The 25,910-nt window shown below is 63.1% G+C and carries 26 protein-coding genes; 9 read left to right on the forward strand and 17 right to left on the reverse strand.

The window, feature by feature from the left end:
- Positions 1–13: 13 nt before the first annotated feature.
- Together FEV51_RS08805 and FEV51_RS08810 are read right to left on the reverse strand one after the other, a co-directional pair.
- Complete coding sequence (locus FEV51_RS08805) at positions 14–232, reverse strand: hypothetical protein (RefSeq protein ID WP_138617974.1); 219 nt, start codon at positions 230–232, stop codon at positions 14–16.
- Between the two features lie 99 nt (positions 233–331).
- Complete coding sequence (locus FEV51_RS08810; RefSeq protein ID WP_138617976.1) at positions 332–643, reverse strand: hypothetical protein; 312 nt, start codon at positions 641–643, stop codon at positions 332–334.
- 134 nt (positions 644–777) lie between these two features.
- Here FEV51_RS08810 and recQ point away from each other — a divergent pair, with 134 nt between their 5' ends.
- The 6 genes from recQ to asd all read left to right on the forward strand — a co-directional run bounded on the left by recQ (position 778) and on the right by asd (position 6,050).
- On the forward strand, positions 778–2,586 hold the full coding sequence (gene recQ, locus FEV51_RS08815) for a DNA helicase RecQ (RefSeq protein WP_138617978.1): 1,809 nt from the start codon (positions 778–780) through the stop codon (positions 2,584–2,586).
- Positions 2,587–2,663: 77 nt separating this feature from the next.
- Entirely contained in the window at positions 2,664–3,554 is an 891-nt protein-coding gene (locus FEV51_RS08820) for an SPFH domain-containing protein (protein ID WP_138617980.1), read from the forward strand.
- An 18-nt stretch (positions 3,555–3,572) separates the two neighbouring features.
- Complete coding sequence (locus FEV51_RS08825; protein ID WP_138618231.1) at positions 3,573–3,764, forward strand: type II toxin-antitoxin system antitoxin; 192 nt, start codon at positions 3,573–3,575, stop codon at positions 3,762–3,764.
- Positions 3,765–3,827: 63 nt separating this feature from the next.
- Positions 3,828–4,811 (forward strand): right-handed parallel beta-helix repeat-containing protein, encoded by a 984-nt coding sequence (locus tag FEV51_RS08830; RefSeq protein WP_138617982.1) that lies wholly within the window; start codon positions 3,828–3,830, stop codon positions 4,809–4,811.
- A 72-nt stretch (positions 4,812–4,883) separates the two neighbouring features.
- Complete coding sequence (locus FEV51_RS08835) at positions 4,884–5,147, forward strand: DksA/TraR family C4-type zinc finger protein (RefSeq protein WP_138617983.1); 264 nt, start codon at positions 4,884–4,886, stop codon at positions 5,145–5,147.
- 57 nt (positions 5,148–5,204) lie between these two features.
- The gene (gene asd / locus FEV51_RS08840) at positions 5,205–6,050 is read left to right on the forward strand and encodes an archaetidylserine decarboxylase (protein WP_138617985.1); all 846 of its coding nucleotides are present in this window, start codon (positions 5,205–5,207) and stop codon (positions 6,048–6,050) included.
- Positions 6,051–6,062: 12 nt separating this feature from the next.
- Here asd and ribA read toward each other — a convergent pair whose 3' ends face one another.
- From ribA to pabB, 7 genes are all read right to left on the reverse strand, one after another.
- The gene (ribA, locus tag FEV51_RS08845) at positions 6,063–7,085 is read right to left on the reverse strand and encodes a GTP cyclohydrolase II (protein ID WP_246034501.1); all 1,023 of its coding nucleotides are present in this window, start codon (positions 7,083–7,085) and stop codon (positions 6,063–6,065) included.
- A gap of 38 nt (positions 7,086–7,123) precedes the next feature.
- Positions 7,124–7,921, reverse strand: coding sequence for an exodeoxyribonuclease III (xth, locus tag FEV51_RS08850; RefSeq protein WP_138618233.1), 798 nt, complete (start codon positions 7,919–7,921; stop codon positions 7,124–7,126).
- A 272-nt stretch (positions 7,922–8,193) separates the two neighbouring features.
- Entirely contained in the window at positions 8,194–8,859 is a 666-nt protein-coding gene (locus tag FEV51_RS08855; RefSeq protein WP_138617987.1) for a LolA family protein, read from the reverse strand.
- Positions 8,860–8,934: 75 nt separating this feature from the next.
- Complete coding sequence (gene rpmG / locus FEV51_RS08860; RefSeq protein ID WP_138617989.1) at positions 8,935–9,102, reverse strand: 50S ribosomal protein L33; 168 nt, start codon at positions 9,100–9,102, stop codon at positions 8,935–8,937.
- A gap of 176 nt (positions 9,103–9,278) precedes the next feature.
- Positions 9,279–9,683 carry an alternative ribosome rescue aminoacyl-tRNA hydrolase ArfB gene (gene arfB / locus FEV51_RS08865; protein WP_138617991.1) on the reverse strand — a complete coding sequence of 135 codons (405 nt, stop codon included), beginning with the start codon at positions 9,681–9,683 and terminating at the stop codon, positions 9,279–9,281.
- Complete coding sequence (locus FEV51_RS08870; RefSeq protein WP_138617993.1) at positions 9,676–10,332, reverse strand: RluA family pseudouridine synthase; 657 nt, start codon at positions 10,330–10,332, stop codon at positions 9,676–9,678. Before FEV51_RS08870 ends, arfB begins: the two co-directional genes overlap by 8 nt.
- On the reverse strand, positions 10,329–12,143 hold the full coding sequence (gene pabB, locus FEV51_RS08875; RefSeq protein ID WP_138618237.1) for an aminodeoxychorismate synthase component I: 1,815 nt from the start codon (positions 12,141–12,143) through the stop codon (positions 10,329–10,331). Before pabB ends, FEV51_RS08870 begins: the two co-directional genes overlap by 4 nt.
- A 106-nt stretch (positions 12,144–12,249) precedes the next feature.
- Between pabB and FEV51_RS08880 the strand changes: the two genes are divergently transcribed.
- Positions 12,250–13,824: a helicase HerA-like domain-containing protein gene (locus tag FEV51_RS08880; protein WP_138617995.1), complete on the forward strand. Its 1,575-nt coding sequence runs from the start codon at positions 12,250–12,252 to the stop codon at positions 13,822–13,824.
- Here the strand turns inward: FEV51_RS08880 and FEV51_RS08885 are convergent.
- The 6 genes from FEV51_RS08885 to FEV51_RS08910 form a co-directional block, all read right to left on the reverse strand.
- Positions 13,821–15,242, reverse strand: a complete 1,422-nt coding sequence (locus tag FEV51_RS08885) for an ATP-binding protein (RefSeq protein WP_138617997.1) — start codon at positions 15,240–15,242, stop codon at positions 13,821–13,823. The genes FEV51_RS08880 and FEV51_RS08885 overlap by 4 nt on opposite strands.
- Positions 15,242–15,979: a response regulator gene (locus FEV51_RS08890; RefSeq protein WP_138617999.1), complete on the reverse strand. Its 738-nt coding sequence runs from the start codon at positions 15,977–15,979 to the stop codon at positions 15,242–15,244. The genes FEV51_RS08885 and FEV51_RS08890 overlap by 1 nt, the downstream gene beginning before the upstream one ends.
- A 46-nt stretch (positions 15,980–16,025) precedes the next feature.
- Entirely contained in the window at positions 16,026–16,730 is a 705-nt protein-coding gene (locus FEV51_RS08895) for a hypothetical protein (RefSeq protein WP_138618001.1), read from the reverse strand.
- A gap of 192 nt (positions 16,731–16,922) precedes the next feature.
- Positions 16,923–17,321 carry a cupin domain-containing protein gene (locus tag FEV51_RS08900; RefSeq protein WP_138618003.1) on the reverse strand — a complete coding sequence of 133 codons (399 nt, stop codon included), beginning with the start codon at positions 17,319–17,321 and terminating at the stop codon, positions 16,923–16,925.
- A 1-nt stretch (position 17,322) separates the two neighbouring features.
- The gene (locus FEV51_RS08905) at positions 17,323–17,718 is read right to left on the reverse strand and encodes a VOC family protein (RefSeq protein ID WP_138618005.1); all 396 of its coding nucleotides are present in this window, start codon (positions 17,716–17,718) and stop codon (positions 17,323–17,325) included.
- Positions 17,719–17,776: 58 nt separating this feature from the next.
- The gene (locus tag FEV51_RS08910; RefSeq protein ID WP_138618007.1) at positions 17,777–19,597 is read right to left on the reverse strand and encodes an aminopeptidase P family protein; all 1,821 of its coding nucleotides are present in this window, start codon (positions 19,595–19,597) and stop codon (positions 17,777–17,779) included.
- Between the two features lie 143 nt (positions 19,598–19,740).
- Between FEV51_RS08910 and FEV51_RS08915 the strand changes: the two genes are divergently transcribed.
- Both FEV51_RS08915 and FEV51_RS08920 read left to right on the forward strand, forming a co-directional pair.
- On the forward strand, positions 19,741–21,933 hold the full coding sequence (locus FEV51_RS08915) for a S9 family peptidase (RefSeq protein WP_425466607.1): 2,193 nt from the start codon (positions 19,741–19,743) through the stop codon (positions 21,931–21,933).
- Positions 21,930–22,325 carry an acyl-CoA thioesterase gene (locus tag FEV51_RS08920; protein ID WP_138618009.1) on the forward strand — a complete coding sequence of 132 codons (396 nt, stop codon included), beginning with the start codon at positions 21,930–21,932 and terminating at the stop codon, positions 22,323–22,325. Before FEV51_RS08915 ends, FEV51_RS08920 begins: the two co-directional genes overlap by 4 nt.
- Here the strand turns inward: FEV51_RS08920 and FEV51_RS08925 are convergent.
- Positions 22,322–23,878 (reverse strand): sensor domain-containing diguanylate cyclase, encoded by a 1,557-nt coding sequence (locus FEV51_RS08925; RefSeq protein ID WP_171033079.1) that lies wholly within the window; start codon positions 23,876–23,878, stop codon positions 22,322–22,324. The two genes, FEV51_RS08920 and FEV51_RS08925, sit on opposite strands and share 4 nt — an antisense overlap.
- Before the next feature lie 269 nt (positions 23,879–24,147).
- Positions 24,148–25,905, reverse strand: a complete 1,758-nt coding sequence (locus FEV51_RS08930; protein WP_138618013.1) for a GGDEF domain-containing protein — start codon at positions 25,903–25,905, stop codon at positions 24,148–24,150.
- Positions 25,906–25,910 lie beyond the last annotated feature (5 nt).

Below are 25,910 nucleotides of genomic sequence, written 5' to 3' on the forward strand. Positions count from 1 at the left end.
CCGCCCGCCTGTGTCACTCGGCAGGTTCGGCTGCCGCTGCGGCGTCCTGCGCGCCTGCTTCGGCAGGAACGGTGCCCTCGGGCAGGCGGCGCTGCTCGATCATTTCAGCAGCCTCGTCCAGTGCCTGCGCTTCATTGGCGGTAATGGCGGTGGGGTCGGCGGGTTCGTCGGAACCGCTACAAGCGGCCAGGGCGATCAGGCCGGCGAGTGCGATTGCTGCGCGGAAAGTCATGGCGTCTGGCCTCTCGCCCGGGGTGCGGGGCTATAGACTGCACAAATGCGGGTGAGCGGCGATGGTCGCACGCTCACCCGGCAATGTCAGTCACTATTGTCAGTTGGTTTCGTCTTCAGCCAGCGCTTCCATTGCCGCTTCGGCAGTGGCGGCGGCATTGTCGCCAGCCGATTCGATTCTCTGCTGCTCGGAGACGGACGGCGCAGCGGGCGCGGTGTCGCCTTCACCAGCGGTTGCGGCAGCGGCTGTGGCGTCAGCATCGGCGACCGGCGTTTCGGTCACATCGGCCAGCGCTTCGTCAGCAGTAATTTCAACGGTATCGGCCTCAGCTTCGGTCGAGGCGTCATCGGTGCTGCCGCAAGCGGCGAGCGCCAGCGTGGCGGCGGTGAGCGCGGCAAAACGGAACTTCATCTGCAATTCTCCTGCGATCCGGCGGAATGCCGGAGGGTCGGATACCGTGTTAATATGGCAATGGGCGCGCGGCCAAGGGGAAAATGCGTGCTGCGCGGTTGCGCCCGCCCCGCGATACCGCGACAGGTCGGGCGATGCCCGAGCTTGCACCCCCTGAAATTGCCGATTCCGATCCCGCTCTGGCGCCTGCGCGCGAGGAATTGCGCCGGGTGTTCGGTTTTGACGATTTTCGCGGGCGGCAGGCCCAAGTGGTCACGCGGGTGCTGGCCGGGCAATCGACGCTGGCAGTGATGCCCACCGGCGCGGGCAAGTCGCTGACGTACCAACTGCCCGCCACCATGCTACCGGGCACGTGTCTGGTGGTCAGCCCGCTGATCGCGCTGATGCATGACCAGCTGCGCGCCGCGCGCGCCAATGGCATCCGCGCGGCCACGCTGACCAGCGCCGATGCGGACTGGCGCGAGACGCAGGATGCGTTTCGCAGCGGCGAGCTGGACCTGCTCTATGTCGCGCCCGAACGCGCCAGCCAGCCAGCGTTTCGCGAATTCCTGGCTTCCTCACCGCTCAGCCTGTTCGCCGTGGACGAGGCGCATTGCGTCAGCGAATGGGGCCATGATTTCCGCCCCGATTACCGCCAGCTGCGCCCACTGATGGATGCTTTTGGCCATGTCCCCCGGCTGGCGCTGACCGCCACTGCCGACCGCCAGACCCGCGCCGATGTGATGTCGCAGCTGGGCATTCCCGATGACGGGTTGGTGCTGGCGGGTTTTGACCGGCCTAATATCCGCTATGCCGTGCGCCCGCGCGACAATGCGGTGCGCCAGCTGACCGCGCTGATGAAAGAACAGCCGGGGCCGGGGATTGTCTATGCTCCCACACGGCGCAAGGTGGAAGATCTGGCGGAGAAGCTGGCGGCGGCCACGGGGCGGCAGGTCGCGCCCTATCACGCCGGGCTGGACCCCGCGACGCGCGCTGCCAATCAGGCGGCCTTCGTGGCGAGTGAGGACCGCGTGATCGTGGCCACGGTGGCGTTTGGCATGGGGATCGATAAGCCGGATGTCCGCTTTGTCGCGCATGTCGGCGTGCCGAAATCTGTCGAGGGGTATTATCAGGAAACCGGCCGCGCGGGCCGCGACGGCGATCCTGCGCACGCAGTGATGCTGTGGGGCGCGGGCGATTTCGCCACCGCGCGGCAACGCCTGTCCGAAGTGGACGAGGCGCGCCGCGGGGCGGAACGGGCGCGGCTGGATGCGCTGGCCGGGCTGGTCGAAACCGCCGGGTGCCGCCGCGCCGTGCTGCTGCGCCATTTTGGTGAAGACCCGCCTGCCACCTGCGGCAATTGCGACAATTGCCTGTTCCCGCCCGGCGTCACCGATGTGACAGAGCTGGCGCGCAAGCTGCTCTCCGCCGCCTATCGCACAGGCCAGAGCTTTGGCCTTGGCCATTTGCAAAAGGTGCTGACCGGCGCGGAGGATGAGCGCGTGCGCCAGCGCGGGCATGACCAATTGTCGGTATTCGGGATCGTCGGCAGCGAGGAGGCGCGGATGCTCCAGCCGCTGTCGCGCGCTTTGCAGGCGCGCGGTGATCTGGTGGCGACCGAGCATGGCGGGCTGGCGCTGGGCGGATCGGCCCGCGCGATCCTGACGGGCGAGAGCGTGGTCGAGATCGTCATCCCCCCGCGCGCCACGCGCAGCCGCCGGGGCCGTGACGCTGCACCCAATCCGGTGGGTGATCCGCTGTTTGAGGCATTGCGCGAAACCCGGCGCGAACTGGCCACCGAAGCGGGCGTGCCGCCCTATGTGGTGTTTCACGATTCGACCCTGCGCGAGATGGCGACGCACCGTCCGTCCGACCTTGCCGCAATGGGCGAGATAGCGGGCGTCGGCGCAAAAAAGCTCGAAGCTTATGGCGAGCGGTTCCTGAGGACCATCGAACAGAATTGACACAACCCTCATTTGATATAAACATGATATCAGATTTATATCATAGTTGATTCGCAATGACGGTGGAACTTAAAGGAATGAACATCAGCCGGGAGCGTCCGGCGACCAGCACGAATGGCTATATCATGCTGCTCGTGCTGCTGGCAATTGTGGTTGTCGCAGCGTTTGTGATTCCGCAATTCGTTCCAGTCAGCGGCTCGAGCAAAGCCGCCAAGCTGACCTTCATCGGGACGATTATTGGCACAATACTGGCGCTGGGGGTGGTCGCTTCCGGCTTCTTTATGATCCAGCCCAATATGGCAGCCGTAATTACAATGTTCGGCGCTTATCGCGGGACCGAGCGGACTGAGGGGCTACGCTGGGTATGGCCATGGATGATGCGCACCAAGCTCAGTGCGCGGGCTCATAACATTCATTCCGAGCGGGTGAAAATCAACGATTTTCGCGGTAACCCCATTGAAATTGCGTGCAATGTGGTCTGGCGCGTGGCCGACACTGCGCAGGCCAGCTTCGATGTCGACGACTACAAAGAGTTCGTGAATATCCAGATCGAGGCCGGATTGCGCACCGTGGGTTCGCGCCATCCCTATGACGATTTCGAAGGCGAGGCAGTCACGCTGCGCGGCGGCGGTGAAGTGGTCGCGCAGGAATTGCTCGAAGAGCTGAACGACCGGCTGCACGTCGCTGGGATTGTGGTTGACGAAGCGGGCCTGACCCATCTGGCCTATGCGCCCGAAATCGCCAGCGCCATGCTGCGTCGCCAGCAGGCAGATGCGGTGATCGCCGCGCGCTCCAAACTTGTGATCGGCGCGGTCGGCATGGTCGAAGACGCGCTGACCAAGCTGAGCCAGGACAATATCGTTGAACTGGATGACGAGCGCCGCGCGGCGATGGTGTCCAATCTGATGGTGGTACTGTGCGGCGAGCGCGAGGCGCATCCGGTGGTCAACGCCGGTTCGCTTTATTAAGCGCGACCCTTGGCCAGCTTGTCCCAGAAAAAGGCCTTTGCGCTCCGGCTCGACCCGGCGGTCCACGCCGCGGTCGAGCATCTGGCCGCCGACGAGCTGCGCAGCGCCAATGCGCAGATCGAAATGCTGCTGCGCGAGGCTCTGGAGCGGCGCGGGATCCCGGTCCATTCCGGGCCGCGCCCGCGCCGCGGTCGGCCCCCTTCTCAATAGCTGGTGGATCACACCAGGACGAATATTTTTCCCTCATTAACCATTAGGGCGTATGAAAAGCCTATGGTTTCGCCCGGATCCCGCCCCGCAACACGCCCCAGCCTGTGGCCCGTGCTGCTGCTCGCGCTGCTGGCGGTTGGCGCAATTCCGGCGGCGGCACTGTTGGCGCAGGAGGCAGATCGGCCTTTCACGGTCGAGAGTAATGGACGCAGTTACGAAAGCTTGCAGCAGGCCGTCGATGCCATTGGCAGCGGCAGCGGGACGATCCTGATTGCGCCGGGCACATATCGCCAATGCGCGGTGCAGAAGGCAGGCACCATCGCTTATCGCGCGCGCCAGAACGGTACCGCGATATTCGATGGCAAGGCCTGTCAGGGCAAGGCCGCACTGGTGCTGGATGGTGAGGGCGCACAGGTCACTGGACTGGTCTTCGCCAATATTCGCGTCGAGGATCGCAATGGCGCGGGCATCCGGCTGGAGAACGGCCCGCTGACCGTCTCGCAAAGCTGGTTCCGAGATAGTGAGCAAGGCATCCTGACCGTCAACGGCAGAAACAGCGATCTGGCGATCGACAAATCCACTTTTACCCGTCTGGGCACCTGCGAAGGATCGGGCGGCTGCGCCCATGCGATCTATGCGGGCGATTATGGCCGCGTCACCATCACCCGCAGCCGGTTCGAAGCGGGACGCGGCGGCCATTACGTCAAATCGCGCGCCGGACGCACGGTGATCGCTGACAGCAGCTTTGACGATTCGGCAGGCCAGGGCACCAATTACATGATCGACCTGCCCGATGGCGGCACGGGTGCGATTACCGGCAATTGGTTTGTACAGGGACCGGACAAGGAAAACTGGTCCACCTTCATCGCGGTGGGGGCAGAGGATGCCGGATACAGCGCCGATGGGTTGCTGATCGCGGGCAATGACGCGCGGCTGGCCCCCGGCCTGACGCGCAAGCCCGCCTTCGTGGCCGACTGGACCGGCGACCGGCTGGAACTGCGCGACAACCGGCTTGGCCTGGGTATCCGGGAATTTGAACGGCGTTAGTCCTTGTAAGCGCTGTTTCTTCCCACGGAACGCATCGCCGATCTCGGTCGTTAATGCGGCAAGGAGATAGTCATGGCAGGCGGATGGGCGCGTGATGGCGCGGTGCAGGATCAGATTGACGATACGGTAAGCGACGCGGTCAGCATTGCCCGTGCGCGGATGCCCAAGGGTGCCAGCGCCGAATATTGTGACGAATGCGGCGAGGCTATTCCCGAGCGCCGCCGCGCTGCCTTGCCCGGTGTGCGCACCTGTGTCTCGTGCCAGTCGGGCCGCGATAGCGCGGTCAGCCATGCCGCCATCAACCGCCGGGGCAGCAAGGACAGCCAGCTGCGTTGACGCAGCCGCCCGTCCGCGACATGGCGGCGTCTCCCTCCTCTTAGCGGAAAGCCACAGATGGCCAGCTCCCCCTTTATTTGGCTTCAGCACGCGCTGCCGCATCATGCCTTGTCGCGCGGCGTGGGCAAATTGGCTTCGAGCACGGTGCCTATGGTCAAAGATACGCTGATTCGCCGTTTCATCGCCGCCTATGATGTCGACATGGGTGAAGCTGCGCTGCCGGTATCGGACTATGCCAGCTTCAACGACTTCTTTACCCGCGCTCTTAAACCCGGCGCGCGCGCGCTGGGCGATGCGGCAACGCAGATCCTCAGCCCCGCCGATGGCGCGATCAGCCAGATCGGGCAGATCAGTGCAGGACGCGTGTTTCAGGCCAAGGGGCATGACTTTTCCGTTGCGGAGTTGCTGGGCGGCGATGCGAAGGCCGCTGCGCAATTCGAAGGCGGCGCATTCGCCACGATCTATCTGTCGCCGCGCGATTATCACCGCGTCCACATGCCCGCCGCCGGTGAGCTGAACTCGGCCACCTATGTCCCGGGCGATCTGTTTTCGGTCAATCAGGTGACTGCCGAAAATGTCACCGGCCTGTTCGCGCGTAACGAGCGGTTGGCGTGCCTGTTTTCCGGAGAAGTCGGCCAGTTTGCCAGCGTAATGGTCGGCGCGATGATCGTTGCGGGGATTGAAACCGTGTGGTCCGGCCCGGCCGAGCCGCATGGCCGCAAACTGGTCCGGTCCGAATTTGCAGGCGGCGAACGGCAGCTGGCAGCGGGTGACGAGATGGGCCGCTTCGTGCTCGGATCGACCGTGGTGCTGTTGTTCGAACCCGGCGTGGTGGAATGGCTGCCCAGCCTGTCACCGGGAAGCACTGTGCGGATGGGCGAGCCGATCGGACGGCGGCTTTAGCCTGACGACCAGCTAAGGCAGCAAATGCCCGGCGCGGTCGCGCTTGGTGGCCAGATAGCGGGCGTTGTGCGGATTATCGGGCAGCGCGTGCGGCACGCGCTCGCTCACAGTTACGCCTGCTGCCTGCAGCGCCGCGACCTTGGCCGGATTGTTGGTCATCAGCCGCACGGCGCGCAGTCCCAGCAGGTCGAGCATCCGCGCGGCGGTGGCGAAATCGCGCGCCTCGTCGGGCAGACCCAGCCGCGTGTTGGCATCGACCGTGTCAAAGCCCTGATCCTGCAAACGGTATGCGCGCAGCTTGTTGATCAGGCCGATCCCGCGTCCTTCCTGCCGCATATACAGCAATACGCCAGCCCCGCCCGTTGCGGCCTCTGCGGCCATGGCGCTCAGCGCGGCATCCAGCTGCGGCCCGCAATCGCATTTCAGGCTGCCCAGCACATCACCAGTCAAACATTCGGAATGCAGACGGACCAGCGGCGCGCGTTCTGGGTCGGGTCGGCCAATTACCAGCGCCACATGTTCGCGCGTGTCGTTGGGGCTGCGGAAAGCGACAATCTGCGCATCCTCGGCCTCGGCAATTGGCAATTTCGCTCGCGTGGCAATGACCAGCTGCGCCGGATCGGCAAAGGCGGCGATGTCACCTGCTTCCAGATGCACCGGCTCGCCCGCACCCCCCGGCGCGACCAGAAAGGCGGGCAGGATCCCGGCGATTCGCGCCAGCTCCAGCGCGCCGCGGGCCTGATCGTCCCAGTCCAGCGCCAGCGCCTTGAATGGCCCCTTCAGCGGGGTCTGAAGGTCCAGCGCCGGGTCGGCCACAGCCAGCGCCGCCGCCAGATCGAAAGGCTCCGCCCCGCGCAGCAAGACCGGCGCACGCGGCACGGCGGCGTCACGCTGGTTGGCCAGCTTGAGCGTGGCGGCGCGGCTGGCCGACACCAGCATGGCCTCACCCGAAAGCTCGCCAAACCCCGTTTCGACCGGTTGCAACAGCGGCGCACCGGCTATCTGCACCGGCCAGCCATGCCGCAGCGCGTCCACCGCCTGCGCCGCGCGGCGGGCGGGTGATGGCGGCTCGCTCAGAGCGCGAACTCGGTAACCAGCGGGACGTGATCGCTGGGCTTTTCCCAGCTGCGACAATCCTCATGCACATGATGCGCGATGCTTTTCGCGGCCAGTTCGGGGCTGGCCCACATATGGTCCAGCCGCCGCCCGCGATCATTGACGCGCCAGTCCCTGGAACGATAGCTCCACCAGCTGAAATAGCGTTCGGGATCGGGGATATGCTTGCGGCCCAGATCGGTCCAGCCATGCGCATCCATAAACCGCTTGAGTGTTTCGACTTCCAGCGGCGTATGGCTAACCACCTTGAGCAATTGCTTGTGATTCCACACATCGCTTTCCAGCGGGGCAATGTTGAAATCGCCCAGAATCAGCGTCGGCCGGTCAACCGCGTCGGCCCAGCGGGTCATGCGTTCGAGGAAGTCCAGCTTTTGCCCGAATTTGGCATTGATTTCGCGGTCGGGCTCGTCACCCCCGGCGGGCACATAGACGTTTTCGATAATCATGCCCTGATGCGCGGGATCGGTCAGTTCCACCCCGACATGCCGCGCCTCGCCATTGGCCTGCCAGTCATGCCGAGAAAATTCGCGCAGCGGCACTTTCGCGACAGTGGCAACTCCGTGATAGCCCTTCTGCCCGTGCACGGCGAAATGCTCATACCCCAGCGCGCGGAACGCGTCATAGGGGAACTGGTGTTCCTGACATTTGATTTCCTGCAGGCACAGCACGTCAGGCGCCTGTTCCTCCAGAAAGCGGGCGACCGACGGCATCCGCAAGCGGACCGAATTGATATTCCATGAAGCGACTGAGACCATCGGGCGGAGATAGAGAGCGCCGTCGCACGGGTCCAGTGCGGCGAGGCCGGTAACAGGCAACAAAAAACCCTCGCGCCGGGGGCATTGGCACGAGGGTTCCTTGTTAGCGTTCGTCACGCTTGGAACGAAACGGCGTTAGCCGGAGGGATTAACAGGGGGGAAACCCGCTCCGCGCCGCTTCGAAGTCACAAACTATGCCCAATGGGATTGCTGTCCAATGAACGTTGCCGCGCAAATAAACCGAAGGCGCGAACACCTCATGGTTCAACCGTTCAGCGCGGGCGACGGGACGTGCGGCGCGGGTCCTTGAAGGTAAATGCGCTGTCCGCCACGCTGACCCCGTAACGGTGATTGGCCAGCCGCACGGTGGTGCGATGGTTCTGCGAATCGAGCGCCACCCAATGCGTCAGCCGCAAGCCGCCCGGTGCCGAGGCATCACGCGCAAAGATGAGCGTAATGACGCCGAATTCGGGATGCTTGGTGTCGCGCACTTCGATGCTCACCACATCGGGGTGACTGGTGGGCAGCAATTTGCCGTATTTCTTCACATCGCGGCTGGGATCAAGCAGCGCGCCCAGCGGCGAGGAGCTGATGGGCCAGCGCTGGACCTGCTTCACTTCGTAATCGATCAGATACATCGACTTGCCGTTGGACACGACCAGCATGGGCACGCCCTTGCCATATTCGAAGCGGATCTTGCCGGGCCGTTTCAGCGTCATCACGCCCGCCATGGTCTGGCCAGAGCGGTCGGTCTGCGTGAAATCGGCCTTCATGGTCGAAATACCGCGCAAGGCGGCAACGGCCTTGTCCAGATCGCCAGCGGCCGCGGCTGCCGGGGCAGGCGCGGCGGCAAAGGACACGGGAACCGCCGCAGCGGCCAGCGCGAGCGCGACGGCGGTGCGAATCGGATTATGCGAGAAAAAAGACAAGTTGATCATGCTCCTGCAATTAGTGTCGGAGCATTGAACCGTCCGTGAACCCGGGTCGTTCCCGGTGTTCAGGCGGAACGCGGATTACTTGATCTTCGCTTCCTTGAAGTCGACATGCTTCCGCACGACAGGGTCGTATTTGCGGAAGGTCATCTTCTCGGTGGTGTTCCGGGGATTCTTCTTCGTCACGTAGTAGAAACCCGTGTCGGCAGTCGAGACGAGCTTGATCTTGACGGTTGCGGGCTTCGCCATGGCGTGTTCCTAAAGATCGCTGAGGGGCGGTTGGCCCCGGTAAAATTACAGTGAAAAAATAAGGGCGGCGCGCGATGCACCGCCGTCCGGCGCGCCCCTTCGGTGATTCACGGGTAAAAGTCAAGCTGGTGTGCGCATCGGCCTATCGGCGGAATGGCGGCGTTTGACAGGGCGGATTACAGTTCGGGTTTGCCGCGATTGGCTTTTACCGTGCCGCGCACCTTCTTGGCCTTGAGCCGTTTGACCTTACCCACGCGGTTGACGCGGCTTTTTTTACGGGCACGCGGCGGGTTGAGCGCATCGTCGAGAATCGCCGTCAGCCGCTCGCGCGCGGCTTCGCGGTTCTGCTCCTGCGTGCGAAATTCGCGGGCGGTCAGCACGATTTCCCCGGCTTGGGTCAAGCGGCTGCCGGCGATAATTTTGAGCCGCTCGAACGCTTCGGGCGGAATACCGATCTTGAACACATTGACGCGCAATTGCACTGCGGTGGCGACCTTGTTGACGTTCTGCCCGCCGGGGCCGGAGGCAGCGATAAACTTCTCCTCGGCAATCTCCAGCGCGCGGTCGACAATCTTACCCATCGGTAAAGCCGAGCGCGGCAAAATCCGCAGGCAGCGGCGCGGTGGCGGCCACTGGCGGCTTGCCCGCGCGCGGCACGGTGAGCGCTGCGGAATGCAGCATGGTGCGCGGCGCACCCTTGCCATTGCCATAGACCGGATCGCCCAGCAGCGCTGTGCCCAGCCCGGCCAGCGCATGGATGCGAATCTGGTGTGTGCGTCCGGTCTCGGGGAGGAATTCCAGCAGCGCGTGGCCGCCCACGTCCTGTAACATCCGCCAATGCGTGACCGAAGGTTTGCCCTTCTTGGCGGCAATCATCCGCCAGCCTTTTTCGGCGCTGCTGATTTTCGACAGCGCCAGTTCGATAGTACCCTCGGTCTGGTCGGGTACTCCCGCCAAAACGCCAAGATAGCGTTTCTCGACCACTCGCTCCTCGAACGCCCGGCCAAACCGCGACAGCGCCTTGGGATTGCGCGCCAGCAGCAGGCAGCCGCTGGTATCGGTATCCAGCCGGTGAACCGGGACCGGATCGCGCTGGAACCCCAACCGCAGCTGTTCGAAATGGTCTTCGAGCGCGGGGCCGCCCTTGCGCGGGCGGTCAATCGACAGACCCGCAGGCTTGTCGATCACCAATGCCTCGGCGTCTTCGAAGACGATAGCAATATTCTTCATGAACCCTTCAATTCCGCGCGCACCAGCTGGCGCAGCGCATTGCCGAGGAAAAATCCGTCCTCGAGATCGGCGATTGTCAATTCGGCCTCGCGCGCCTGATCCGTGTCGATCAGCGACTGGCGCAGCACGCCGGGCAGCAGCCCCAGATACAGCGGCGGGGTCAGCAGCACACCGTCCTCCCCGCGCACGAAGATAGAGGAAATGCAGCCCTCGGTCAGCAGCCCGTCCTCGCACACGAACAGCGCCTCCTGCGCATCATGTTCGCGCGCGATGCGCTGGCCCTCGTCATAAAAGCCGCGGTCGGTGGTTTTGTGGCGCAGCCGCCAGTCACCCGGATCGACTGGCAGCGGCAGCACGATGCAGCGTGCGGGCTCAGGCCACGGCGCGGGAATGTCCGAGGCTTCTAGCGCGATGGCCCCGCTGCGCGCCGCGAGCAAGCGCACGCGAGATGGCTGTTCCAGCACAAAGCACAGCGCGTGCAGCTGGTTGCGCGCCTCGTGCCGGTCAAAGGCAAAGCCCAGCTCGGCAGCGCTTTGTTTCATCCGTAGCAGATGCGCCTCGAGCAGCGGAATCCCGCCATCGGGCATAAAGCGCATGGTTTCGATCAGATCGAATTGCGCGGCCTTGTGATCGGGCGAACTGGCGCGGGCGAACGCGCCTTTCAGCAGGGCTTCGCGCCATTCGGTGCGCATCTCGCTATCGGCGACGATGGCCCCGCCCACACCCAGCACCGCCTTGCCGCGCGCATTCTCGATCTCGGTCAGCCGCAGGGTGCGGATTGCGACATTGAACGCCGCATCGCCCGACGCATCGATTCGCCCGATGGCACCGCAATAGGGACCGCGCGGCGCCGCTTCGACCGCATCAATCAGCTCCATCGCGCGAATCTTGGGCGCGCCGGTGATCGATCCGCAGGGGAACAGGGCCCGCACCATGTCGATCGCGCCCGCATCCGGTTTCAGCCGCGCGCGCACTTCGCTCACCATCTGGTGCACGGTGGGATAGCTTTCGATCGCGAAAGGCGCATCGACCCGCACGCTGCCCGCCTCGGCAACCCGTGCCAGATCGTTGCGCATCAGGTCGACGATCATCAGATTCTCGGCCTTGTCCTTGGCCGAATTTGCCAGCTCTTCAGCCAGCGCCCGATCCTGCGCCGCATCATTGCCGCGCGGGCGGGTGCCCTTCATCGGCTTGGCCTTGGCGTCTTGCCCCTTGAGCGAGACAAACAGCTCTGGCGACAGGCTGAGCAGCCAGTGCGAACCATCGAACACCACTCCGCCATAACCTGCCTGCGCAGCCGGACGCAGCGCAGCATAAAGTCCCAGCGGATCGCCGGTGAAGCCGCCGGCCAACGGTAAGGTGAGATTGGCCTGATAGATATCGCCCGCACGGATCGCTTCCTGCAATTGCGCGAACGCCTCGGCGTAGCCGCCCAGTGATATTTGCGGTTCGAGGGGGCCGACACTGCCGGGACCGGTCGCACGCGCGGCCAGCCATCCGGGCATTTCGGCAGCAGCAATGCGCTCGTGATTGTCAAACAGCCCCAGCCATACCAGCGGCCCCGCGCCGCCGCTGCGCGCATCGGCCAGCCCTTGCAACCTGTCCTCCAACGCCAGCCCGGCCTCGTAAGCGATATAGCCCGCCAGCGTACCGCCCGCCTGCCGCGCCGCATCAGCAGCGGCCAGCACCTCGGCCACATCTCCGGGCCGCCGCGCCACGAACACTGCGTGCGGGTTTTCAAACAGCAACGCGTCAGCCGCGCCGCTATCGCGGGCATCATCGAGGAGGACGAAGGGATGCCGGTCGGCCATCGGCAGCAGCATTTAACCGCTCGCGCCGCCATGTCGAGGCATTGCTTGACCGCGCCTGTACCGCTGCGCCACACGGGAGGCCAAATTTGAACGGGAGCGACAGGCGATGAGCGAGATTTTTCTCGGATTGGGTGAGGATGGCCAGCGGCAGGTATTGCGACTGGCGCAGGCTAACCGGCACGGCCTGATCGCCGGGGCAACGGGCACCGGCAAGACCGTGACATTGCAGGGGCTGGCGGAGAGTTTTTCCGCCAATGGCGTGCCGGTGTTTCTGGCCGATGTGAAGGGCGATTTGTCCGGCATCGCCATGGCCGGTTCGGCGCAATTCAAGCATGCCGACAAGCTGGAAGCGCGCGCGCAGGAGTTGGGCATGGCGGATTATGCCTATGCCGATAATGCGGCGGTTTTCTGGGATTTGTTCGGCAAAAAAGGCTTCCCGATCCGCACTACGGTAAGCGAGATGGGGCCGCTGCTGCTGGCCCGCCTGCTCGACCTCAACGACACGCAGGAAGGCGTGTTGAACATCGTGTTCAAATTCGCTGACGAGGAAGGGCTGCTGCTGCTCGATCTGGGCGATCTGCAATCGATGCTGGCCTATACGGTCGAGAATGCGAAGGATCTGTCGGCGCGTTACGGCAATGTCACCCGCGCCAGCGTGGGGGCGATCCAGCGCCAGCTGCTGTCCTTCGAAAGCCAGGGCGCGGATATGTTCTTTGGCGAACCGGCGCTGGAAATCGACGATTTTCTTAAGCTGGACGATCAGGGGCGCGGGATTATCAATATCCTGTCCGCCGACCAGCTGATGCGCAGCCCGAAGCTGTATGCGACTTTCCTGCTGTGGCTGCTGGCCGAACTGTTCGAAACGCTGCCCGAGGTCGGCGATTCCGACAAACCCAAGCTGGTGTTCTTCTTTGACGAGGCACATTTGCTGTTCGACGATGCGCCCAAGGCGCTGACCGACAAGGTGGAGCAGGTGGTGCGGCTGATCCGATCCAAGGGCGTGGGTGTCTATTTCGTCACGCAGAACCCGATCGACATCCCGGAAGAAATCGCCGGCCAGCTGGGCAATCGCGTCCAGCACGCGCTGCGCGCCTTTACCCCGCGCGACAAGCGGGCGATCAAGGCGGCGGCGGAAACTTTCCGCATCAATCCCGACCTCGATGTCGAACAGGCGATCACCGAATTGCGCGTGGGCGAGGCGCTGGTGTCGACTCTGCAGGAAGACGGCGCGCCCGGCGTGGTCCAGCGCACGCTGATCAAACCGCCGCATTCGCGGTTGGGTACGGTTACAGCCAAGGAACGCGCGATCATCAATTCGCTCAGCCCGCTCGACGGCAAATATGATGAAGCGGTCGACCGCGAAAGCGCGGAGGAAGTGCTGGTGCAGAAAGCTTCTGATGCTGCTGCGACGGCAGAAGAGGTTGCCGAAAAGGGCCGCGAGAAAGTCGGCAAACGGGCGCGCAAGACCACTTCGCTGTGGGAGAAAGCCAGCAAGGCGGCGATGGGCGCGGCGGCGGGATCGGCGGCCAGCGTGGCGGCGGCGGCCATCCTCGGCAAGAAATCGCGCGCCAATCCGGTGCGCACAGCGGCCACTGCGGCGGCAGGCACGGTGGCGACCAGTTTCGGCGGGGCATTTGCCGGGAGATTTGTGCGCAATCTGGTCGGCGGGCTGATGCGTTAAGCCAGCGGAATCCGGATTTCGGCGCGCAAGCCGCCTTCGGGGCGGTTGGCCAGCACGAGCGTGCCGCCATGCTGCTGCGCCACGGCGCGGGCCAGCGCCAGTCCCAAACCTGCGCCGCCGGTCTCACGGTTGCGGCTGTTTTCGCCGCGCGTGAACGGTTCGAGCATTTCGGCGATGCGGCTCTCGGGAATCCCCGGCCCGTCATCATCGACGCGCAGTATCGCCTCGCCGCCCTCGGTCACCACTGAAACGCGCGCGCCGCCCGCATAGCGCAGCGCATTGGACACCAGATTGCGCAGACCGCGCTTCAACCATGTCAGATGCACCGGAGCCACCACGCGCTCGCCCAGCGCCAGCTCGACCGGCTCGTTTAGATCCTCGAATTCCTCGACCACAGAGGCCGCCAGCGCGCCCACGTCGGTACGCTCGGCAGCGGCATCATTGCGGCCAATGCGGGACAGCGCGAGGATTTCGTCAAGGGTGCGGGTGATCTCTTCGATGGTCGCGGCCATCTTGGTGCGCGCGGTTTCATCGTCAATGCCTTCGATCCGAACTCTCAGCGCGGTTAGCGGGGTTTTGAGATCATGCCCGATCGCCCCCAGCATCACGTCCTTTTCATCCAGCATCGCGCCGATCCGCGACTGCATGGCATTGTGTGCGGTGATCAGGCGGCGGATGTCCTGCGGCCCGGTGTCGGGCAGCGGTGGCTCTTCCGAGCCAGTGCCGGTGAAGCGCCGGGTGCGCTCTGCCAGGGCCGCCAGAGGGCGCGTAATCCGCCGCAGCACCAGATACAGCAACCCGACCAGCACCGCGAACAGGATCAGCGTTTGCAGCACCAGCGTGCGCAGGATCTGGCCATCGCGCGGCGGGACCGGAAGCCGGGCGACCTGCCAGTTCTCGGCGCCCTCCTGTTTCAGGCCGATGACCATCACATCATGCGGCAGGCTGCGCAATGTCTGGTCGAGCAGCGGCAATTCTTCGCGCATCTGCTGCGCCAGAGGATCGTCCGCCAATGGATGGCGGGTGATGGCCAGGGCATCGATGGCAATACCTTGCGTCTGTAACAGCGCGGTCAGCGCGCGTTCGCGGCGGGTGTCGCGCGGCTCGCCGGGTCCAATGGGATTGGTCCGGGTTTCGTCATAGCGGAAGCGGCGCGGCAGGCGGATCGCCTCGGAACTATCGCGGGCGGGGTCAAAGCGGTGCGGCCCATGACGGCGGTCGCCGCGCATGGCCTCATGCCGCCCGCTGCGGCGCGGCCCGCTCAGCAATTGGAAAGCGGCGGCGTGGACGATCACCAATTCGCGGCGCTGTTCGGCGGCGCGGTACAGCAGCACTGCCGAAATTGCCTGCGCGATCAGCAGCGCGGCGGCCAACGCCAGCATCACCTGGCCCAGCATACTGCGCGGCAGCAGCCGCATCAGCGCGCGTCCTGCGCGGCAGTGCGGGTGACATCGCAGCCGAATCGGTAGCCGCCGCCGCGCACGGTCTGGATGAAATGCGGGTTGCGCGTGTCGGCCTCTACCTTGCGGCGCAGGCGGCTGACCTGGTTGTCGACCGCACGGTCAAACAATTGCGCCTCGCGGCCCTGCACCATGTCGAGCAAGCGGTCGCGGTCGAGCACCTGACGCGGGTGGTCGCAAAACGCCCGTAGCAGGCGAAATTCGGCAGTAGAGATGGGGATCAGCGTGCCGTCGGGATCGGTCAGGCGGCGTTTGAGCGGATCAAGTGTCCAGCCTTCAAAATGATAGGCCTGCTGCTCATCCGCCGGAACGGCAGTGCGGTCCGACCGGCGCAGCACCGAACGGATCCGCGCCACCAGCTCGCGCGGTTCAAACGGCTTGGCCACATAATCATCGGCGCCAATTTCCAGCCCGACAATGCGGTCCATCGGCTCGCCCTTGGCGGTCAGCAGGATCACCGGCAGGCCATGCGCCTCGACCAGATGGCGGGTCAGCGACAACCCGTCCTCGCCCGGCATCATGATGTCGAGCAGCACCAGATCGGGCATTTCGCCCAGCAGCATACTGCGCGCAGCAGCAGCGCTGGCGGCCTCCTGCACGCGGAACCCCTGGCGCGTGAGATACTCCGCCAGGGGTTCGCGCAGGGATTGCTCGTCATCGACCAGCAGCAGGGTGGTGGGCGCGGGTTCGGTCATGTCCTGTCCCGCGCCTACCGTCTGGTGCCGGTTTGAGGCAAGCGGCTCAGTTGCCAGCGCGGTCGCGGCGGCGTTCGTGCCGCTGGCTGCGCATGGCATTGTGCCCGGCCTTCAGCTCGGCTTCGGAAAGCGAGCCATTGGCATCGCTGTCCATCATGCCGAAATGTGCGGTGATGCCGGCATCGAATTCGGCGCGCGACACCGATTTGTCTCCATCGGCATCGGCCATCGCCAGCATGGTGTGAGCGCCGCCGCGCATTCCGTGATGGCCGCCGCGTTCGCCCTTGCCGCCACCCATGCGGTGCTTGCCGCGCTTGCCGTCACCCATCTGGTGGCCGCGGCCTTCGTGCGCTGTTTCAAGTTCGGTTGCGGACAGTCCGCCGCTGTTATCAGCGTCCATCTTGGCGAAGCGATCGGCCATGTGATCGCTGCGGCGCTCACTGCGCTGCTGCATCCGTGCGGCATGGGCGGCCTGCATTTCGGCCTGCGAGATTTCGCCATCACCGTCGGCGTCCATTCCGGCGAAACGCTCGCCCATCTTGGCCGTACGGTCGGCAGCGTTGATCGCGCCGTCATTGTTGACATCCATCCTGGCGAACATCTGCGCGCCATGCGCCTGCATTTCCGCCAGCGTTACTGCGCCATCGCCATTGGCGTCAGGGTTGGGGCGGTCATGATCGCGGGCAAGCGCAGCGTGCGCGCCGGTCAGCGCCAGTGCGGCGGCTGAAAGGGTCAGGGCAAACTTCTTCATGGTGGTTCTCCGAATGTAAAAACGAAGAGCTGCGACGGTGCCTGCAACAGGGTGAGGGGGGGAAAGTGGCCGACCCGCCGCAACTCATGGATTGGTTATAGGCGCGCTTTGTCGCAGCTTTATCCCACGCCCAGCGTGAATTGTAACGCTTTGTCCCGTTCATGCCGCGGTGTTCAGCCGCGTGACAGCTGGTCAGCGTGGGCGATGCTGGGTGCCCTCGCCAGCGGTGATGAAGATCGCGGTGGCCGTTCCTTCGACATTGGCGGTGTGCCAGACGCCCGGCGGATTGACGATATATTCGCCCGCTTCGAGCATGACCGTCTGGTCTGTGCCGCCGTCAATTTCCTGGATCAGAGTCATCTGGCCAGCGGTGCAGATCACCACTTCGCTGCCATGCGGATGCATTTCCCAGCTGGTCCAGTCTTCGGTAAACTCATATTGCGACACCAGCCGCCCTTCGGCCCCGTCCGCGCCGTGCCGCGCGCCATAGCCTTCGTACCATTCCATGCCCGAAAACTCGGGCTGCGGCACCGCAGTCGCACCCAGTCCGAGGTGCAGGAAGCTTTCGGACAGGGTGCGTTTGTCGGTCATGTCAGGACACTTTGTCCATCAGGAAGGCGTTGAACTTGTTGCCATCGGGATCGCGGAAATAGGCGGCGTAGAAAACCACGCCAGTGGGGTCCGGCTCCCCGCGCGGGCCGGGTGCGCCCTCGTCACTGCCGCCATTGGCAAGCGCGGCATCGTAAATCCGCTGTACATGGTCGCGGTCCTTTGCTTCCAGCGCCACCATCGTGCCATTGCCGGATGTCGCAGCCTTGCCATCGAACGGCTTGGTGGCCGCAAAGCCCGGCGCGCCGCCCATTTCGCCCCAGGCGATAAAGCTGTCGAATTCCATCATCCGCCCCACACCCATTTCCTTGGCGATGGCGTCATAGAAAACGGCGGCGCGTTCGAGATCATTGGTCCCGAGAGTAACATAACCAAGCATGCGATTTCTCCTATCAAGCGACTCGCAGCATCGGAACATTATGGGAACATAAGTGCTTCTACAAGGGTGCGCATTCGGCTTCGAGCCAGGCCAGATCATCGCCATCGAGCTGCGGCGCGAGGATAGCGCGAACCTGCGCGTGGTAATCGTTCCACCAGGCAATTTCGCGCGGTGTCAGCATGGTCTTGTCGACCAGCCGCCGGTCCAGCGGCACGAAGGTCAACGTCTCGAAGCCCAGATATTGGCCTTCGCTCTGAGCGATATCGGCGGCCACGGTCAGGATCAGGTTTTCAATGCGAATGCCGTATTCGCCTGCTTTGTAATAGCCCGGCTCGTTCGACAGTATCATGCCTTCGCGCAGCGGTGTTTCGGTTCCGGGGAACGCGCCGCCGGGCTTGGAAATCCGCTGCGGCCCTTCATGCACCGACAGATAGCTCCCGACGCCGTGGCCGGTGCCGTGGCCGTAATCGACACCGCCAGCCCACAGATGCATCCGCGCCAGCGCATCCAGTGCGCCGCCGCTGGTGCCATCGGGGAAGACCGCCAGCGCCAGTTCGATATGACCCTTGAGCACCCGCGTGTTGCGGTCGATCATTTCCGCGCTCGGCTGCCCCGGCCCGACCCACACGGTGCGGGTGATGTCGGTGGTGCCGTCATCATATTGACCGCCCGAATCGCACAGGAAAATGCTGGAGGGCGGGATGGTGATGTTGCTGTCTTCATCAACCTTGTAATGCGGCAGGGCGGCATGGCCCGCCGCGGCGCTGATGGTGTCGAAGCTGGTATCGCGCAGCGCAGCGCTCTGCCCCCGGAATTCGCGCAGTTTGGCTGCCGCGCCCAGCTCGTCAAGCTCGCCCTTGGGCGCCTCCACGCTCAACCAGCGCAGGAACCGCGTCACCGCCGCCCCGTCGCGCGCCTGAGCATCGCGGTGGCCCTGTTGTTCGGCGGGTGTCTTGATCGCCTTGGGCAACACGGCGGGATCGGCATCGCGCACCAGCTTCGCGCCGCCTGCCTGCAAGGCGTAGAATATGCCTGCCACCGCGTGCTTGGGATCGACCGCGACAGTCTTGCCCGACAGACTGCCCAGCGTGGGCAGGAAGTCCGCACGGTCGCGGACCTTTACCGCATTGCCGAGATGCTGCGAGAGTTCGGGGCTGACCTTTTCGGGCGCAATGAACAGTTCGGCAGTGCCATCGGCATGGGCGACCACATAGGACAGGGCCACCGGCGTGTTGGCCACATCGGCCCCGCGCATATTGAGCAGCCATGCCACCGAATCCAGCGCGGTGATGACTGTGGCGTCATAGCCTTCGCGTTTCAGCCAATCGGCAATTTCGGCGCGCTTGTCGGCGCTGGACCGGCCCGCGAATTTGTCGTCATGCGGGACCGCGAGCGCGGCGGAGGGCGCCGGGCGATCCTGCCACACCGTGTCGATCGGATTGCTGTCCACCGGCACCAGCGTGATGCCGCGCTTGGCGAACAGCGCCTCGGCATCTTCGGCCCAGTCAATGCCGTGCAGCCATGCGTCATAGCCGATTTTCGCTCCCTGCGGCGCATTGGCGGCAAGCCATTTGGCCGGGCTGGTGGCGGGGACATCCTCGTAATCATAGAGCTCGCCCGACACCTGATCGCGCACCTGCACGGTATAGCGGCCATCGGTAAACATCGCGGCACCCTTGCCCGAAAACTCGCCCGCCAGCACCGCCGCGCTGCCTGCGCTGCCGCCAAAGCCGGTCAGCCAGGCCAGCCGCTGGGCATATTCGCCGACGTATTCGCTCATATGTTCGTCCGAGATCGGAATCACAAAGCCGTTCAGCCCGCGTTTGGCCAGTTCCTTGCGCAGGGCGTCGAGGCGGGCTTCATGGGTGTGCATCAGCATCGTAATCTACCTTTTGTCGGAGCCGTTCGCCCATCGGGCGAGTTGGCGCTTGCGGCCCATCACCGGGCGGCATAGTCAGGAACCCATCATAGCGATCTGCGGCGGGTCTTTCCACCGCTGCGGACATAGGTAAGGGACAAGCCATGCGACTGCCGCGTTCGATTGCCTTCATCACCGCCTGCACATGGCTTGCTGCCGCGCCCGCAGCAATGGCCCAGACCCCTGCCGACAAGGATCAGACCCCGTTGAATCAGCCCGCCAAACCGCCCGTAAATCCGCCTTCGGCCGACAAGCGCGCGCATTCCTATACCCACCACGGGATCACCATTTCCGATCCCTATCACTGGCTGAAAGATCAGGGCTATCCCGAGGTTGATGACAAGGATGTGCTCGACCATTTGAAGGCCGAAAACGCCTGGTTCGAGACGCGGATGGCTTCGCAAAAGGGGCTGGTCGATACGCTGTTCGAAGAGATCAAGGGACGCATCAAGGAAGACGATTCCTCAGTGCCCCAGAAAGATGGCGACTGGCTGTACTGGTCCGAATTTTCGCCCGGTCAGGAATACCGCAAACATTACCGCCGCGCGGCCAGTGGCGGCGATCCGGTGCTGATCCTTGATGAAAACGCGCTGGCCAAGGATCTGGAATATTTCCGCCTTGGCGCCTTCGCGATGTCGCGCAGCGGGCGCTATCTCGCCTATTCGACCGACACCAGCGGGGCGGAACGCTTCACCATCCGGATCAAGGATCTGACCACAGGCGAGCTGCTGGCGGACGAGATTCCCGGCACGCTGGCCGGTCCGGTCTGGGCGGCGGGTGACAGCGCCATTGTCTATGGTCTGGCGACCAAGGAATGGCGCGTCGACAATGTGCGGCTGCACCGACTGGGCGAGGCCAATGATCAGGATGTCGAGCTGTATCACGAGAATGACGAGACCTTCCGCGTTGGCAGCGGGTTGTCCGCGCAGGAAGACTGGCTGATCATCGCGGCGGGCGACAATGAAACCACCGAAGTGCGGCTGGTGCGCGCCGATGATCCCACAGGGCCGCAGTTGCTGGTCAAACCGCGCAAGAAAGGCGTCGAATATGATGTCGACGTGCGTGACGGGACGCTGTTCGTCCATACCAACGATGATCACGTCAATTTCCGCCTCGCCACCGCCAGCCTTGATGCGCCCGGTGACTGGACCACGCTGATAGCGGGGTCGGACGAGTTTTATCTGTCGGAATTCGATCTGTTTGCCGATTTTTACATCACCGAAGGGCGGCTGAACGGCCTCGATCAGGTGCAGCTGCGCGATTACCGCGATCCGGCAAAGCTGACCGCGATCCCCTTCCCCGAGGCCAGCTATTCCGCAGGCCTGTCGAACAATCCCGAATACGCCTCAAACAAGCTTCGGCTGGCTTATGAAAGCATGGTCACGCCCGATTCGGTCTATGATTATCATGTCGCCAGCGGCGAGCTGGAACTGCTCAAGCAGCAGGAAATTCCCAGCGGTTACGATCCCTCGCTCTACACGACCGAGCGGCTGGAAATTCGCGCGCGTGACGGCACGATGGTCCCGGTCAGCGTGGTGATGCGCAAGGACCGGCCCAAGGCGGCAGACGGCGGGGCCGGACCGCTGCATCTCTATGCCTATGGCGCCTATGGCTATGCGGTGCCGCCGGGCTTCACCGTGTCGCGGCTCAGCCTGATCGATCGCGGGTTTGCCTATGCCATCGCGCATATTCGCGGCGGCGATGATCTGGGGCGCAATTGGTATCTGCAGGGCAAGATGAATGCCCGCACCAACACCTTCAACGATTTCGTCGATGTGGCGAAGGGATTGGTGGAGCGCGGCATCACGCAAAAGGGCCGGATCAGCATTTCAGGCGGTTCTGCCGGCGGCGAGCTGATGGGCGCGGTGATCAACACCGATCCCGATCTGTGGGGCGCAGTGGCGGCGCATGTGCCGTTTGTCGATGTGCTCAACACCATGCTCGATGACAGCCTGCCGCTGACGCCGGGCGAATGGCAGGAATGGGGCAATCCGATCACCTCGAAACAGGCGTTTGCCTATATGCTCAGCTACTCGCCCTATGATCAGGTGGTGGCGCAGGATTATCCGCCGCTGCTGGTCACCGCCGGCTTGAACGATCCGCGCGTCACTTATTGGGAACCAGCCAAATGGGTCGCCAAGCTGCGCGAGCTGAAGACCGACGACAACGAACTGCTGCTCAAAACCAATATGGGTGCAGGGCACGGCGGCAAATCGGGCCGTTATCAATCGATCTATGAAACCGCCGAGGAGTTCGCTTTCATTCTGTGGCAGCTGGGTATGACCAAGCAGCCGTGAGCGTCCGCTTCCGCAAGAGCTTTACGGCACTGCCCCAGCACATCGACGAGCTGGGGCACGTCAACAATATCGTGTGGGTGCAATGGGTGCAGGACCTTGCCACCGAGCATTGGCGCGCGCTGGCGGCGCCTGAACATGATGCGGCTTTCATCTGGGTCGTGGTGCGGCACGAGATCGATTATCGGGGCAATGTAGATGTAGGCGACAGTGTTACTGCTGAAACCTGGATCGAAGGGCAGCCGCTTGGGGCAACTTCGCTGCGCCGGGTCGATTTCAGCGATGCGGCTGGCAAGGTGATTGTCTCGGCAGCGACAAACTGGGCGATGCTGGACCGCGCCAGCGGGCGGCTGGTACGCGTCCGGCCGGAAGTGGTCGCGCCCTTCTTCGCTTAAGCGAAGGCAGTCGAGCCGGTTTCGTCCTCGTCTTCGGGAACAAACATTTCCAGCTGATCCTCGACCGTACGGTTCCGCCCGCCGCATTTTGCCGCGTAGAGTAGCTGGTCGGCGCGCGAATACAGTGCGGTAAAGTCTATCCCCGGCTGGCCGACGACTTTTCCGAATTCGAGGAAGCCCATGCTGGCGGTCACCGGGCGATCAAACCCGTCCATTTCGGATAATGTGCGCGCAGTGATGGCGCGGCGGCGGGCTTCGGCGCGTTTGGCGGCGCCTTTGCCGCGCAGCAGCAGCAGGAATTCCTCGCCGCCGATGCGGAAGGCCAGCACATCCTGATCGCTACCCGCAGCCAGCGCATCCGCTGCGCATTGGATCACCGCGTCGCCCACCGGATGGCCGTAAATGTCGTTGATCGGCTTGAAATGATCCAGATCGACCACCGCCATCGCGTGGAAGCCGTCAGCGACCAGCGCTTCATAGCGCGTCTCCAGCGCCCTGCGGTTCAGCAGGCCGGTCAGCTCGTCACGCTCGCTCAGTGCGCCCAGCGTGCGCGCTTCATCCATCGCCTGGTCACGCTCGCGGCGGATGCGGATGAAGCGGTTGGCAACCGCCAGCGCGGTGGCGACCACTTCGAACAGCAACGCCAGATTTTGCGGCCAGGTTTCGTCGAATTCCCATCCCAGCACCGGGATGTAAACGCTGGCCAGCTGGGCCAGAATGATCGCGGACAGCGGCGCAAAGCCCCAGATCAGATAAGGTGCCATCCGGCTGCCGCGCCGCTTGGCAACAAACAGCACGGTGAAATAGCCGGCCAGGATCAGCGCATAGACGCCAAAATAGACATGATCGATCCAATAGCCGAATGCATCGGGCAGGAATGTGGTCATCACCCCGCTGGCGATTGCCAATGCCGCGATCGCGATCAGCAGCTTGCGATGCCAGCTGCCCAGATGTTCGCGTTCGATAAAATTATAGGCGAACAGGAATGTCGCCGCGACCATGATGTCGAGGCTGAAATAAGTGATGATCAATTCGGTTGAAAAGCTCAGATTGGTCATCAGCGGGATCAGGCCCGATACTGCGGCGGTCTGCACAAATGCCATAATGCAAAACAGCGCATGAAACAGCGGGAATGGCTCACGCAGCGCGCGGAAGTAGCCCAGATCGAACAGCATCGGGGCCAGCAGCAAACCGCACAGTAGCGCGGCGAAAAGATGCGGCAGCCCGGCAGTGGCGCGGGCCATGAGGCTGTCGGTGAGCTGCGCAGTCACCAGCACTTCGGGATACATTCCGCCATCCAGCACCATCACCACCGCAGCGGCGCGCTCCTTGATCTTTGGCAGGTCGACAACCGATAGCAGGCTGGACGATCCCAACCGCACATCGTCAAACGCAAAGCTCTTTGACGCGCGGCTGCCATCCACGCCTTCGACAATGACGGTCAGCCCGTCGAAATCATAGCGATCGAACTGCGCAAACTGCGGGTTTGGCTGGTCTGCGGGCCGGGCGCGCAAATCGTGGCGGATGACATGGCGCGGTTGCTCCCAGTCCATCTCCGACCCTTCACAAACCCAGCGCGCCGGATCAGCCCGGAGGTCGGTATAGGATGCTGTAAGCTTGCCCGAAGTGTGACAGACCGAGCCGGGCGAAAACACGGCCTGGGCCGACGCTAAAGCAGGCACGACAAAAAAGCCCGCAAAAATCGCAAGCAAAAGCACACGCAAATTGCGCATCGAAAAGGCGGAAAATTCCCGTCCCATCCGACCGCCCTAGAGCCAACGCCTTAAAGGCGGGTTACGGAGAGCGGGATTAGCAATAATTCTTATCCGCGAAGATTCGCAGCCGGGCGGTAGTCATAGCCCAGCTCCATCGCACCTGCTTCACCGGCAGGTTCGGGATCAAATAACGACAGCCGTTCATGGGTGTAGCAATTGCGGCCCTGTTCCTTGGCGCGATATAGCAATTGGTCAACGCGCGAATAGACAATTGTGAAATCGATATTGACCTCTTTGGCCACGTTTTCAATGTCCACAATTCCCATACTGGCAGTTACCGGACGATCAAGCACCGGCACTGCTGTCATCACCCTGTTGGTAATAGCTCGCCGCCGCCGCTCTGCTCGTTCGACGGCATTCGCGCCGCGTAGCAGCAGAATGAACTCTTCACCGCCAATCCGGACAACAAGAGTATTCTCGTCAGGGCAAAGCGCCAGCGCTGTCGCTTTGAGTACTTCATCGCCAATTTGATGCCCAAATTCATCATTGACCGATTTGAAATTGTCGAGGTCGATCAATGCCCAGATGGTAAACCCTTGTTCGAGCAAATGATCGAATTCAGGCTCAAGCCCGCGCCGGTTCATGACGCCTGTCAGGGGATCTTGTAGAACCAATTGTTCCATCACATCAGCCGCTTGCAAGGCTTGGTCGCGTTCGCGTTTAATCTGCAGGAAGCGGTGGCCAACGCCCAATGCGACAATCAGGACCTCGATCCCGACGGCAAGATGCAGCAACTGATCGAGCTCCGAAGGCCCTACATACAGTCCCATCCCGCGGGCAATACGCTCAACCACTGCGAGAATAACAGCGGCCCAGCCGAAAGCGAGATAACGGGCCGCAATGCTTCCTCGGATCAGCGCTTGAAACACGCTAATGGCGTAAATTGCGATTACCGGTAGGAACGAGATAAAATATGCCGAATTGTCAAAAGCGTGGGTAGCATGCAGTTGAAGTCCGAAGAAACCCGATACCGTGAAACTCCATACCGCAGAGACCAGCAGCGCTTTGCGCAATTGCAAGGGGAGCATGCCTTTCTCGATCAGGTCGCGCGCGAATACTGATGAGGATGCGACGGAAAACACGCAGCACAGCGTTCCGAAAACCCACAGCCGGTCGGTGCGGGCATCGCTGACCAAGGAAACCAGCCCGCTTGATACGGCAAGAAAGCCGAGCATTCCGACGATGATACAGGCATGCATCAGGGCGAAACGTTGGCGCAGTATCATGTAGGCTGCGAGATCAAGCACCAGTGCGACGATCAAAAGGCCCATGACCAGTGCCGTCAGCGCCACTGACCCGGTCGACCATACCTGCATGGTTTCGTCAGATGATACGCGCGATCCGCTTAATGACAGGATATTGTGGGCGCGGTCGATGCGGGCGATCAGTTGCACTGTATCGTCGCGGATTTCGGGAAGCGTGACAGTGTAAAACGGACCGGTTTCCGTATAAGACAGGTCCTCCGGCTGATGAACGATACTGCGCCGTTCACCATCCGCATCGATGGCCGTAAGCGTGACCGAACGAAGCTTTGCCATGTGAGCGCGGAAATCGAACGCGGGCTCGGTCTTGGTGAACCCCCTCATGTCGAAAGATAGCCAGGCTATCGGCAGCCGCGAATCCCAGCCCTCTGCGCTGCAATCCCAGTTAGAAGGTGATTTGAGTGCGCCATCAAGTGTCGCGCTATCACCGGTAAAAAGGTGACATTTGGGTGCAACTTCAATGGCATTGGTCCGGGCGTGCGCAGATGCTGCGCCAAGCCAAAGCAATAGCGTTGCGCAAAAAAGGAAAACCAGACGAAGCATCTGGA

This window comes from Qipengyuania marisflavi, assembly GCF_005884405.1.
In the GTDB taxonomy this organism is placed as follows: Bacteria; Pseudomonadota; Alphaproteobacteria; order Sphingomonadales; family Sphingomonadaceae; genus Qipengyuania; species Qipengyuania marisflavi.